Here is a 13020-nt window from a genome sequence, read left to right on the forward strand (position 1 = left end):
TGTCAAAGTCCGACCCGACCCCGCCGGAAAAATGGCGGACACACATGAATCGAACCCGCCTGGCAAACGGCCAGAACAGCGCAAGCCGCTCCGCCTAACAAACGTTGGTCAAAGTCCCCGCCCTCGCTTAAAAACACCAGGCGAAAGCCGCGGCGTTCCCGGCCTTCTCCTTTTTCAAAGTCCCCGATACCTTCGAACCTAAGCACGCCCTCGATCCGCTTTCAAAGTCCCCGCTATCTCCGAACCCAAACGTCCCCACTCGTTCCTCCCCGCCCCTGACTTTGCCAGCCAATGCCAATGCAAATGCAAAAGAAAAAAGACAGGGATTCCTGTCTTTTTCTTAAAGCAAAACCTTAGCGTTCGAAGGCTTTTTTCTTCATGACTTTGCGACTCGGATTCATGACGGCGAGGTGGCCGCTCAGTCCCTTTAGCTGACCCTGACTTAAAGGCGAAAGCAAAAGAGAGTGGGCGTCCTTTTGGAGAGCCATCGTTAATTGAAGCAAGTCATCTGTGTCGGCCCATCGGTTGGCCCTTGGGATAAAGGCCACTTCTGGAACCGGTACGTTTTGTTCGAAGAGGGCGGAGAAGTAATCTTGGTCAACGACCAAGATGGACTTCTCTTCCCCGGAAGCCTGCCACGCCGCCTTCTTTAACGGCGCGGACAGGTCTTGTCCGTAGGTCACGTACTCTTCCCCGTACTTGGCGGAGAGCTTGAAGTACCAGTGACGAAGGCTGGCCTCGTCTTCCGTGATCACGAGGATGTGGTCGCGGTTGGCTTCAAATAAGGAAAGCAGTTGCTTGTCCTCGTTTTTCTCCGTGCTCAAAATCGTCTTGAGCTGGGTTTCGCTCTGCAGCGTCTGGGATTCTTCTGGAAGAAAGACCCCGCGTGGGACGGCCTGCAGGAAAGATTCGACGTCTTCTGGATAGAAGCTGGAAACGGCAAGCACCTGGCTCACCTGCTTCAGGAAGTAACGCTGGTAAATCTTTTTTTCGTCGACTTCAAAGTGAATCTCTTGCTGACCCTTTTCGTCATCAATCTTCCAGAAGGTCTTCTTAATGACTTCCTGGTGGGCGGCGAGGAAGGCGAGCTTCTCACGCTTTTGCACGAGTTCGTAGTCGGCGAGGCGGGTGTTCAGGTTGGCCTTGTTGACCAGTTCGAGAACCGAAAGCAAGCGGTCTAAGATGGCCTTTCCCGCCTTCAAAGCATCCTTTTCGGTCAGGTTCTGGTCAATCTTTTGGCAGGCAACCGACCAGTTGTGGAGGGCCACTTGGAAGCGGCCGCGCAACTTGGCCGGCAGCTGGGCCGCCTGATCGGCAACCTTGGCCACTTGGTCCTGGTAGAAGCCAAGCGGCAGCGTCAGGCCAACGGCGTCCTGGAAAGCGTCCTTGATGCTCATTGGCTTTTCCAAGATGACGGCCGGTTTGTCCGAACGGTCCTGGGCGTCGGCCAGTTTCTTACCCCAGCCAAAGAAGCTGTCGTAAGTGGTCAAGACGACGTCGGCCTTTTCGGCGAGTTCGAAGGCCGTTTGGAAGACCTTGGAATTCTCGTCGGCGGCCACGCTCTTCAAGTCCTGGTGGGCGCGAAGACCGCGCGGCAATTCAGCGAAGGAAGCCGTCGGCGTTTCGGAGAGCCAGACCAGAATCTGGGCCTGCCAGAAGCTGGCACCGCTGGTCGAAGCCTTCTTCAACGAGGCGCGGAACTTCGTTTCGTCCAAGTACCCTTCCGGCTTGTAAAGTGACACGTAGGAGATCATCTGCTTTGGCAGACGCTCACAGATGTTTTGCAGCATCATCTTCTGGTGAACGATGAGGCCGATGTCGTCTGAAATCAACCAGGTTGCCTTGTTTCGCTTCTGGAAGAAGAGTGGGAACAAGTAAGCCCCCGTCTTCTTCAGGCGCGGTGGCGTGGTTAAGACGGTCACCTCTTTTTGGGAACGGGCCAGCAGGTCGTTGGTCGTATTCATGACCTCGTTTCGCTGCTCGTCGATGTCCAAATCAGGACCAAGGATGGCACGCTTCTCTTCCATCGAGCGTGGGAAAGTCGTCTGCTTTTGGTCTTTTTCCTTCTTGGCCTTCTTTTTGAAAGGTGATTCGTGGTTAACCTTCTTCAAGGCCCCTTCGGCGACTTCTTCAAAGGAACCCTTGGACTTGCAGGCCATCTTCAAGAACTCTTGGCTCTCGCGAAGAAGGCCCCAGTCCATTGAAAGCAGGGCGCGCTTCGTCTTTTCAGGCAGCGACTGCGCCTTTTGCCAGATGGCCAACATCAAGTGGGCGGTCGCCTCGGCGTCGGCGTTTGCCCGGTGGGCCTGAACGAGTGGCAGGTCCAAGTAGGTCGTCAAGTCGGACAGGCGGTATCCCGGTGCCGTTGGGAACATAATCTGGGCCAGTTGCACGGTGTCAATGGCTTTCAAATCCATGGCGGGGAGGCCGACGCGTTCGAACTCGGCGTTCAGGTAAGGGAGGTCGAAGTTCACGTTGTGAGCAACGAACACCTGTCCCTTCAAGAGGGCTTGCAAAGATGGCGCGATTTCCTCGAAGAACGGTGCGTCCTGCACGTCCTTTGGCGAAATGTGCGTCAGCTGTTGAATCTTTTTATCAATCGGTTGCGCTGGATTCACGAAGGAGTCGAAGTGCTCCACGATTTTTTTATTTTTAACAAAGGTCATCCCAATCTGAATAATTCGCCCGCCGTTTTCGACGGATGGCGAGGTCGTTTCCAGATCGACGATGACAAAGGCGGCTGATTCTTTCATCAGGACTCCTTCCATCGTTTTTTATCATCTTGTCAAAGTCAAAAGCGGCCAGGTCGTTGATTTTCACGGCTCAAGTCCAATCATCAGAAGCTTGCGGACAAAGCAACCGGCCGATTCTCAAGCAGACTGACTTCATCGTCAAAAGGTCGCGGACAAAGCGCAGCTTTCTGTATAACAACAGTCGACACGTTTTAAGACAAAATGACTATCTGTTGCCCATTTTACACTACTTCCCCCGGTGCGGTACAATATTATTAATTAATGGAGCTTTTTACATATGAAAAAACAAAGTATTGGAACCGGGCGGTCGCACGCCAAGGCCATTTTAATCGGGGACCACGCCGTTGTTTATGATCAACCGGCCGTGGCCATTCCCCTCTTAAACTTAGAAGTACAAGCGACTTTCCAATCACTCACGCAAAACCAGACCGTTATCTTAGCCGGTCAGGCGAAGGAACTCTCGGAACTGGGCGACGACCTCGAAGGGCTTCGTCAACTGATTGTTTCCTTGCAAAAGGACTTCGGATGCGAACAAGACGGTTTCTTGCTTGAAATCGAGTTGGTCATCCCCCAAGAACGCGGTTTCGGTGCTTCGGCGGCTTTGGCGACAGCCATTGTTCGTGCCTTCTTTGAATGGCGGGGCGAAGCGTTGAGCAAGGAAAAGTTGACGCACTACACTTCCCTTGCGGAAAACATTTCCCACGGTTCCCCTTCTGGGCTTGACGCCGCCACGGTGTCATCGGAAGAACCGGTGTGGTTCATGCACAAACAAACAACAAACTTTGAGACGCGGTTGGAAGCGACTTTGGTATTAGCCGACACGGGCGTGCGCGGCCAAACCGTTCGGGCGGTCAACATTGTCAAAAGCCAGCTCAAGGAAAACCCAGAAAGCGCCTGGGGTGCCATCAAGCACCTCGGTGAACTGGCCTACGGCGTGAAGGAAGCGCTCGGTGAAAACGATCCCGTATTATTGGGTCAGCTCTTCACCGCCGCCCACCACGACTTGCAGGCCCTGCAGGTTTCCCACCCGAAGTTGGACCAGCTCGTGAACGCCGCGATTGAGGCCGGTGCCCTCGGGGCCAAGCTAACCGGTTCCGGAATTGGTGGTGCCATGTTTGCCATCGCCGAAGACGACGAGCAGGCGACCGACATCGCCCAAGCCTTGGAAAAGGCCGGCGCCAAAGAGACGTGGATTCAACCGCTTTAAAGAAAGATTATCGTTCGCTGACCGGTCGGTCAGCGCTTTTAGTTAAAGGAATTTGAGGTTACTTATGACAACGAATGCGACGGCCATTGCGCACACCAACATCGCCTTAATCAAGTACTGGGGAAAGCGCGACGTCAAATTGAACTTGCCCACAACCTCTTCGTTGTCGTTGACGTTAGACGAGTACTACACGAAGACGACGGTCGAAGAAGGACCAGAAGACAAGCTCTACATTAACGAACTGCCACAGGACAGCAAGCGGGTTCACCAGTTCTTGGACGTGCTCCGTGCCGAGATGGGTGACTTCCCACCGCTCACGGTCATCTCCATCAACAAGGTGCCCCTTTCAGCAGGTTTGGCCTCATCGGCCTCATCCTTTGCGGCCTTGACGGCTGCGGTTGCCAAGTTCAACGGCTGGGACCTTTCAAACGAAGAACTCTCCCGCTTGGCCCGTCGTGGATCCGGTTCAGCAACGCGCTCCTTCTTCCCCGACTTTGCCATCTGGGAAAAGGGTGAAGACGACAAGACGTCTTACGCCCACCACATCGACGTGCCCGACCTTCCCATCGCCCTTGTCGTCTGCAAGATTGCCGGCACGGTGAAGAAGGTCTCCTCTTCCGATGGTATGGTGCGGGCCCAGACGTCACCAAACTACCAGTCCTGGGTGGACGAATCCGCCAAGCAACTGGAAGAAATGAAGGCGGCGCTTGAGGCAAAGGACCTCGAAAAGGTCGGTCAGTTGGCCGAAGCAAACGCCCTTTCCATGCACGACTTGAACCTGACGGCCGAAGACCAGCGCTTCACCTACTTCAACCAAAACACAATGAAGGTGTTAGACGCGATCAAGGCGCTCCGTGCGGAAGGCTACCTCGCCTACGCCACGATGGACGCCGGGCCAAATGTCAAAATCATTACGAACCAGGAACAGGCTCCTGCCATCAAGGAGGCCTTGGCCGAACAGTTCCGCAAGATTCAGTTCGACATCGCCACGCCGGGACCGGGTATCTCCTATGAATAAGGAAGTTCGCCTCACAATCCCCGGCAAGCTATTCTTGGCCGGCGAATACGCGGTGACGACACCGGGTCAACCCGCCCTTATCGCGGCGGTGGACCATGGGATGACGATCAAGGGAACGCTGGTTGAAGTGAGTGACGTCTTGTACACGAGTAAACCAAACAAGAGTGGTGTGCTTACGAAGGGCGCCAAGCAGAACAACTTGAACCAACAAAGCGTTCAAACCACCCCCTCCAGCAGCGAACCCCTCGATTTTAGCGTCAATCGAAGCTGGGACGACAGCCACATCACCGTCCACTCCGAACAGTTCGACGAACCGCTGCAGGTCAGTGTGCCAACCATCGCCTCCTGGTCTACCCAGGACATCAAGGAAAACACATGGGCCTTCGTGAAGGCCGCCTTAGCCATCGTCGTCTTTGAACACGGCGACTGGTTTAAACAGCAAGCAAGCGAAATCACCCTTGCCATCCACTCCGAGATGAAGACGGCCGAGGGTAAGCTTGGCTTGGGTTCGTCAGCGGCCGTGACGGTCGCCGTTGTATCCGCCCTGCACCGGCTCTTTGCTAGCCAGCAAGCAGGCGATGAAACAGTCGACGCCAAAGACGCCAAGCTCAAGGCCATTTTCAAGGAAGCCGCCTTCGCCCACTACCTGGTGCAGGGTTCCGGTTCCTTGGGTGACCTCGCCGCCTCCAGCCACACCGGCCTGATTTACTACCAGGCGCCTGCGTGGATTAAGCAGGTTCACGCACGTAACCTCACCTTGGCTGACTTCAAGACCCTTGACTGGACCAACTTGGCCATTAAGAAGTTGAACTGGCCAAATAGTTGGCAACTCAGCATCCTCGCGACAAAAGAGCCCGCCTCCACCAAGAAGGCGCTGGGCAAGAAGGTCGACCGAGGCGAACTACTTCCCCATTCCGCCAACGCGGTGCAGAAGGCGAAGGCAGCCTTTGAAGCAGCTGATTACGACGCCTTGAAGCAGGCGCTCGACCAAAATCAGGACGCCCTTGTGGACGCCCTGCCAGCCGAGTACCTGACGTCTCGCTTAAAGGCCTTTCTCGCACTCAAGAACGACTATTCACTCGCGGGCAAGGTATCAGGCGCAGGATTTGGTGACAACGGTTTCTGGCTCACAGAGCGCCCGTTAACGGAAGATGAAGACCAGCAAGTCGAAGAAGCTGGCCTTTCGCAAATTAAAACCACACTATTTGAAGCATAAAGGAAGAGTCGATGACAGAAGCGCACTCCAACCGAAAAAACGAACACCTCTCCCTCGCCACGAAGTTCTGGCGGGACGATCAAAAGCCAGTCGTCGGCGCAAGCTTTGACGACGTGCGTTGGGTGCCAGGTACGTTGCACACCCGCGCGGTGGAAACGGCGAACACGCAGACAACGCTTCTAAACGAAACGTTCCAGTGGCCCTTCTACATCGAGGCCATGACCGGCGGTTCAGAATCCACGAAAAAAGTAAACGAACAACTGGCAACGGTCGCTGAAAAGACGGGCATTGCGATGGCCGTTGGTTCACAGTCCGTGGCCTTGAAGGACCCCAAGCAAGCGGAATCCTTCAAGATTGTCCGTGAAAAGCACCCGAACGGCTTCTTAATCGCAAACCTGGGTGCCAACCACCCCATCGAAAACGTGTTGAAGGCCATCGAGATGATCGATGCCAACGCGATTGAAATGCACGTGAACGTGGGGCAGGAACTGTCGATGGCCGAGGGTGACCGCAGTTTCCACTGGCTGAACAACTTGCAGAAGGTCATCGAAGAATCACCAGTGCCGGTCATCATCAAGGAGGTCGGCTTCGGCATGGGCGTCGATGAGATTCGAGAGCTTGCCTCACTTCAACCCGCCGCCATCAACATCGGTGGTGGAAACGGAACCTCGTTCTATCAGATTGAGCAGGCCCGCGACCGGAAGAACGAGGCACCACTCGACCTCTCCTCCTTCGGACTTTCAACGGTGGAAGCTTTGTTGGCCGCGCAGAAGGCGGACATCGACGTGCCAATCATCGCGACGGGTGGCGTTCAGTCGGCAAAGGACGTGACGACGGCCTTGATGCTTGGCGCAAGCGCTGCGTCGTCAGCGGGCTACTTCCTCTCGGTGTTGATGAAAGACGGCGAAGAAGGCCTGGAGCAAACCATCCGCACCTGGCAGGAACAGTTGCCAAAGTACATGACGCTCTTGGGCGCCACGGAAATCAAGCAGCTGCCCCACGCCCCTCGCCTCTATTCCGGCGAACTCATCAACACCATCAACCAGCTATAAAATGATCGATAAAAAAAGAGCGACTCGAAACGAGTCGCTCTTTTTTATTTTAAATGACGATTTTAGTACTCAACCTTCTTCGTCAAGTATTCGTCGTAATCAGGCCATGATGACACTTCGTCCTTCACACCGGTTTCTTCTGAACCCTTGTGCCATGCGAAGTCTTGATGCCAGATGGTGTGCTTTTCTTGGTTCAAGCCCTTGATGGTTGCCATTTCGTCTTCTGACAAGGCGAAGTCATCAATTTCTGAGTTGGCAATGATGCGTTCTTCGTGGGCTGACTTAGGAATCGTGATGACACCCATTTGGTAGTCGAAGCGCAAAATGGTTTGGGCCGTTGACTTACCGTGCTTGTCGGCGATGGCTTGGATGTCTGGGTTTGACAACGCTTCCCCACCACCGAGTGGTGACCAAGCTTCCATGGCAACGCCCAAGCCGTTCATCTTGTTCAAGAGGTGTTCTTCTTGAATCAATGGGTTGAATTCCATTTGGTTAACGTGTGGCATCAAGCCGCCCAAGTTTTCGATGTCAGCCAAGTTGGCTTCGTCAAAGTTGGAAACACCGATGGCACGAACCTTACCTGAATTGTAAAGTTCTTCCAATGCCAACCAAGTGTCGACGTACTTGCCTTCCACTGGCCAGTGAATCAAAAGCAAGTCAACGTATGACAAACGCAAGGCATCCAACTGTTCGTTGAAGTTTTCAAGCGTTGATTCGAACCCTTGGTCACCGTTGAAGATCTTCGTGGTAACGAAGAGGTCCTTGCGGTTCAAGTGGTTGTCCACCAATGCCTTTTGAATACCGTAGCCGACCCCAGCTTCGTTTCCGTACTGCTTGGCGGTATCAATCATGCGGTAACCGTTCTTGATGGCGGTTTGGACTGATTCGGCCGCTTCCTTGTTGGATGACTTCCAGACACCAAGTCCAAAGACTGGCATTTGAACGCCGTTTGAAAGCTTTGTTGTTTCTTGCAAAATCTTGCTTGTCATGTGTTGCCTCCTTTATTTATTTCTATTCTATTGTAAAACAAATGCCCCCGTTATTTCAAATGAACCATTACGGCAGAATGCCGTTTTAGCCGGGTTATCCCGGCGTTTTCATACAAACCAAAAAGAAATCCCATCATAAAAGCACAGGGCAAAAAGATTCAAAAACGTCATAAAAACGCAACTATTCCAAACAATTCGATCGACTCACAATCTAAAAAGGCAATAAAAAAAGCCCGCTTACGCGAGCTCCCCGACAGGTATCTGTAGGCCATGTTTTGTTCCAGTTAGCTTTTGGGGATCCACTAACCTTCAGTAATCATCTATCTAAGCATTGCTGCCATACCGACCATCGTTTCAATTCACTAGGTCAGCCGCCCCTACCAAAGTTTGGGTTGCCCGCTTGTGGGGTTTACCTCGTCTCAAGTCCCAGGCTTTCACCTGGGCATACGTCTCTATGGCACTTTCAGGCCGACTCAGACATAGCAGAGCCTTAGTCCTTTTGGCCGCCGTCGTGCAAAGCACGCCTGGGTTTATTTTTTATCCCAGCACAAACACTACACCCATCGCAGAGTGTGCGAGCATGGACCTTCCTCACACCGGATAACCGATGCGCAATTACTCGATACCTGCCAATTAGTCAAAGACTATTGACGATTTATTGTACCACAGATTTAGGCTTCGTGGTCAGCACCGAAAACGGCACGTTCCAAGTTTGCCACACGCTTGATCAAGTCCAAGTTCGTTGGTTGAGCTTCTTGCTTAGGAGCAGCTTCAACTGGTGCTGGAGCAGGATTTTCAGCGGGTGCTGAGGCAGGTTGACCAGAAAGTTGGTCCTGTGCGTCTTGCAAGGCACCTTGCAATTGACCAACTTGGTCTTGCAACTCCTTGATGCGCTTCGTGAAGACACCGTAGTCGGCGATGATGCCGTCCAAGAAGTCATCCACGTCTTCGGGATCGTAACCGACACCGACGCGCTTTTGCTTGAAAATCTTGTCGTAAATATCTTTTTGCGTAAACTTTACTTGTGCCAAAAGAGTTTCTCCTTTGAATTCATTCTTCGAATTTAATTTAATCATACCAGTATGCCCTGCTGAGAGCAAGATTAGACTGGAATCTCATACATTTACTCTAAATAAGTTTCATTAAATGACGATAAAAATCGCCTTCTTTTTGATATAAAAACGGCCGGCTCCCCCGGCCTATCGTCCACCATTCCAACCGTCAGCTGCCACGCCAACGAAACGGACTATCCGCACTGCCGGCACCACTGCCTCGCTAACAGCTTCCACTACCAGCGCGCCTTCTTCTCCGGGCGTCTAACACAGCTGACCACCGCCTAGCTATTCCACTTCTCTTCGTTGATTGCCTCTTGGTAATCGTTTGCGAAATCCTGCAGCTGATCCATGTCCAAGCGTGACAACGGATACGGTGCTTGTTGCTGGAAGGCCTTGATGGCCTTGTCGTCGAAGAGGCTCTTGCCCTCGAACTCGGTGTCGTAGACGAGCAGGGCGCCGTCTGTGTGTTCCAGGATGAACTCCTGGTAACCCTTCAGCTGGAAAGGACCCTGGTAGTCGCCCTTGAAGGTGGCGGCGTAGAAGTCCGCCTGGCTCTTTGCTTTTGCGAGCTTGCCCTGGTTGCCTTCCTTCCAGTTCTTGCCGAAGCCCTCAAAGGGCACGAAGAGCGCCACGCGAAGTTGCGGGTACTCTTCCTTCAGCTCCTGGGCCACGTCCACGGTCCAGAGCTCAATGCCGGGCTGACCACCGGTGATAATCCAGTCCATTCCCTGGTCCAGCTGCTCTTTTAACCGGATCTTCAGCGCGTACTTCAAGACGTCCACCTTGGGGTCGTTGTCCTTGAAGACGCCGAGCTCGTAGGAACGGTAGCCCGTCACCCAAATCCGGCTCATGAACGGCCACCTTGACGACGCTTAGCATCCGCAGCGCCGCCCTTAGCATCAGAAGCGGCATTCTTGCGACCACTTTTCGGCCTGTCCGTCTTCACGCCCGCTGCCAAATCGGCCAGGTAGGAGTCCAAGGCCTGCAGGTAGTCGAGCGACGGATTCAGCTTGGCTGGCACCTGGTAGGACTTTGCCTTCAGCTCGTCGTAGGACAAGGACTTGTGGCCGTCGAGGCGCATCCAGGCTTCGACGAGGTCGGGTGCTGGGTACAAAAACGTCTCATCAAGCGTGGTGAACTTGATGAGCAAGAATCCGACGCCTCCCTGGGAGACGACGTTGGCCAGGTGTTGCACCTGGTGCTCGTGGACGTTTTTAAGCGGAAAGGACGTCTTGTTTTTGGTTTCCTTGGCGTCAAAATCGATGTACTTGCCGGCGTAAACACCGTTGTAATCGGTCGTGGAAGGCTTTTGGAAGTAGGCCTCGGTGATTTTGGCGGCGGAACGGGCCGGGTAGTCGACTTTGACGATGGTGACCGGCGTGGGTTTCTTGTAAATGACGGCGAGGTGGTTGGCAAGGTAGTAGTCGTTTGCGGCGTTGATTTCGTCTTCGAGACCCATCCCACGCTTGCCGAAGGTGAGGCCGCGCTTGGACTGCTTGCCGGCTTTGATTTGATTCTTGACGCCGGACTGCGGCCCGTGAACGCCCTTTGGATAGTTGACCATGTCATCCCCCTCCCGTGTGCTTTCCTCCTATTTTAGCATAGGACGGGTATTACTTTTTTCAATGAAAAAACAAAAAGCCCCCGTTTTAAACGCGGGAGCTTTTTTTAAAAACGTTATTTTGCTAGGTTAACGAACTTAGACAAAGCATAGATGACCACACCACCGAGAAGAAGCGAAGCAAACTCCCCTGGTACGAGCATCACGTAGTAGGACAACCAGTTCGCAAAGATGGAACCAGCGTGGTCAGGGGCAAAGGAGCCCGTGGCGTTGATGGCAAAGGCGAACGTGAATTCCGCAGCCAAGATAGCCATTCCGACGGTCAAAACCGATACAGTTGAGATTAAAATCTTCTTGAATGGTGAAGCAATCTTACGGGTCAGGTAATAAGTAAGCGACGTCATCGCCACCGTGTCCAAGGTACCAAAGACCCAGTCAATCCAGCCCATTGGTGAAACCAGGTTGGCAATCAAGACACCCAGTGAAAGGGCCAAGATGTAGCGCTTGTTCCAAGCGGCCAAGTGATTCAATCCTTCGGACAAACGGAGTTGGACGGGACCGAATCCGATGGGTGCAATCACCATCGTGACTGCGGCGTACAAGGCGGCAACGATGGCCACCAAGGTCATGTTCTGCGCCTTTGACGCGCGGGTGTTGTTAAAGTTGTTCATTGTAACTCCTAGTTTTGTTCTCGCGGGATGGTTGATGAACCGCGTGTTTGTCGATTTTGCTCGTTTCCGACCGATTTCAAATCGGCGCTTGTTCGAATTGAGTCAGCAAGACCCGAAGCTGGGTCGGGTTAGACTTTGACAGCTTATTAAAAGCTTACCATAAGAAAAATCCGGCCGAAGTCGGATTTTTTTAAGGCTTTAGTTTTCGTCCATGAAGTCCTTCAAGTGCTTTGAGCGACTTGGGTGGCGGAGCTTACGCAAGGCCTTGGCTTCAATCTGACGGATACGTTCACGGGTAACACCGAAGACGCGTCCCACTTCTTCCAAAGTACGGGTACGGCCGTCTTCCAAACCGAAGCGTAAACGCAAGACGTTTTCTTCACGGTCAGTCAACGTGTCCAAAACGGATTCGAGTTGACCACGGAGCATTTCGTAGGCAGCTGAGTCAGCTGGTGAAACGGCTTCGTTATCCTCGATGAAGTCACCAAGGTGTGAGTCGTCCTCTTCACCGATTGGCGTTTCCAATGAAACGGGTTCTTGGGCAATCTTCAAAATTTCGCGAATCTTGTCGGCCGTCAAATCCATTTCAGCCCCGATTTCTTCAGGGATTGGTTCACGTCCAAGGTCTTGGAGCAACTGACGTTGAATACGGATCAACTTGTTAATCGTTTCAACCATGTGGACAGGCACACGAATCGTACGGGCCTGATCGGCAATGGCACGTGTGATGGCCTGACGAATCCACCAGGTAGCGTAAGTTGAGAACTTGAATCCCTTGGTGTAATCGAACTTGTCGACGGCCTTCATAAGACCCATGTTACCTTCTTGAATCAAGTCCAAGAACTGCATACCACGTCCCACGTAACGCTTGGCGATGGAAACAACCAAACGCAAGTTGGCTTCGGCCAATTCCTGCTTGGCTTCTTCGTCACCAGCTTCGATACGCTTTGAGATTTCGATTTCTTCGTCACCCTTCAACAATGGCACCTTACCAATTTCCTTCAGGTACATGCGAACAGGGTCGTTAATCTTGATTCCAGTGGCAGCGTCTTCGGCGGCACGTTCTTCTTCTGAAGGCTTGTTTTGCTTAGCCTTCAAAACTTCGGGTGCTGGATCACCCTTTTCGTCAACAATGGCGATACCGGAATCTTCAACCTTTTCCATCAAACGTTCGATGTTTTCAGAATCCAAGTGGAAGGGTTCGGCAATCTTTTCAGACAATTCCGCGTACTTGATTTGGGCCATTGGCTTGTAGGCCTTGATCAATTCACGAACGGCCTTATCGTAGGCAGCGGACTTGATTGGTCCAGACTTCTTGGCAGGCTTCTTTGCTGGTTCGTTCTTCGCGATTTCAGCAGCTTCTTCCGCCGTCTTTCCTTCGGCTAAGGCTAAGAGTTCAACCTTGCGTGCGCGGCCGTGGTAAGCAATGTGTTGCTCATCCAAGTAAGCCTTGATTTCAGAAATTTTGCTAGAACTAGTAATCTTTGCCATATTTTCT

Annotated in this window: 10 protein-coding genes, 1 other RNA gene and 1 pseudogene; 4 read left to right on the forward strand and 8 right to left on the reverse strand. The window is 52.9% G+C overall.

Annotated elements, in window-relative coordinates:
- Nucleotides 1-353: 353 nt before the first annotated feature.
- Nucleotides 354-2753 carry an exonuclease domain-containing protein gene (locus tag NFX39_RS00690; protein WP_252442060.1) on the reverse strand — a complete coding sequence of 800 codons (2400 nt, stop codon included), beginning with the start codon at nucleotides 2751-2753 and terminating at the stop codon, nucleotides 354-356.
- A 277-nt stretch (nucleotides 2754-3030) separates the two neighbouring features.
- Here NFX39_RS00690 and mvk point away from each other — a divergent pair, with 277 nt between their 5' ends.
- The 4 genes from mvk (at nucleotide 3031) to fni (ending at nucleotide 7246) form a co-directional block, all read left to right on the forward strand.
- Nucleotides 3031-3960, forward strand: a complete 930-nt coding sequence (gene mvk, locus NFX39_RS00695) for a mevalonate kinase (protein WP_252442061.1) — start codon at nucleotides 3031-3033, stop codon at nucleotides 3958-3960.
- Nucleotides 3961-4024: 64 nt separating this feature from the next.
- Nucleotides 4025-4978 carry a diphosphomevalonate decarboxylase gene (mvaD, locus tag NFX39_RS00700; protein WP_252442062.1) on the forward strand — a complete coding sequence of 318 codons (954 nt, stop codon included), beginning with the start codon at nucleotides 4025-4027 and terminating at the stop codon, nucleotides 4976-4978.
- Nucleotides 4971-6194 (forward strand): mevalonate kinase family protein, encoded by a 1224-nt coding sequence (locus NFX39_RS00705; RefSeq protein WP_252442063.1) that lies wholly within the window; start codon nucleotides 4971-4973, stop codon nucleotides 6192-6194. Before mvaD ends, NFX39_RS00705 begins: the two co-directional genes overlap by 8 nt.
- Before the next feature lie 11 nt (nucleotides 6195-6205).
- Nucleotides 6206-7246 (forward strand): type 2 isopentenyl-diphosphate Delta-isomerase, encoded by a 1041-nt coding sequence (fni, locus tag NFX39_RS00710; protein ID WP_252442064.1) that lies wholly within the window; start codon nucleotides 6206-6208, stop codon nucleotides 7244-7246.
- 62 nt (nucleotides 7247-7308) lie between these two features.
- On the opposite strand, the gene NFX39_RS00715 is transcribed toward fni, so the two are convergent.
- The 7 genes and pseudogenes from NFX39_RS00715 to rpoD form a co-directional block, all read right to left on the reverse strand.
- Entirely contained in the window at nucleotides 7309-8235 is a 927-nt protein-coding gene (locus tag NFX39_RS00715; RefSeq protein ID WP_252442065.1) for an aldo/keto reductase, read from the reverse strand.
- Between the two features lie 259 nt (nucleotides 8236-8494).
- An RNA gene (gene rnpB, locus NFX39_RS00720) (RNase P RNA component class B) lies at nucleotides 8495-8862 on the reverse strand.
- Between the two features lie 44 nt (nucleotides 8863-8906).
- The gene (gene gpsB, locus NFX39_RS00725) at nucleotides 8907-9266 is read right to left on the reverse strand and encodes a cell division regulator GpsB (protein ID WP_252442066.1); all 360 of its coding nucleotides are present in this window, start codon (nucleotides 9264-9266) and stop codon (nucleotides 8907-8909) included.
- Between the two features lie 305 nt (nucleotides 9267-9571).
- Nucleotides 9572-10141 (reverse strand): SLOG family protein, encoded by a 570-nt coding sequence (locus NFX39_RS00730; RefSeq protein WP_252442067.1) that lies wholly within the window; start codon nucleotides 10139-10141, stop codon nucleotides 9572-9574.
- A gap of 104 nt (nucleotides 10142-10245) precedes the next feature.
- Nucleotides 10246-10854 (reverse strand): annotated as a pseudogene (gene recU, locus NFX39_RS00735) (Holliday junction resolvase RecU); the annotation flags it as partial.
- 113 nt (nucleotides 10855-10967) lie between these two features.
- Nucleotides 10968-11522: a QueT transporter family protein gene (locus tag NFX39_RS00740; protein WP_252442068.1), complete on the reverse strand. Its 555-nt coding sequence runs from the start codon at nucleotides 11520-11522 to the stop codon at nucleotides 10968-10970.
- A gap of 198 nt (nucleotides 11523-11720) precedes the next feature.
- Nucleotides 11721-13013 carry an RNA polymerase sigma factor RpoD gene (gene rpoD, locus NFX39_RS00745; RefSeq protein WP_252442069.1) on the reverse strand — a complete coding sequence of 431 codons (1293 nt, stop codon included), beginning with the start codon at nucleotides 13011-13013 and terminating at the stop codon, nucleotides 11721-11723.
- Between the last annotated feature and the right edge of the window lie 7 nt (nucleotides 13014-13020).

Source organism: Fructobacillus apis (assembly GCF_023893635.1).
Lineage (GTDB): Bacteria > Bacillota > Bacilli > Lactobacillales > Lactobacillaceae > Fructobacillus > Fructobacillus apis.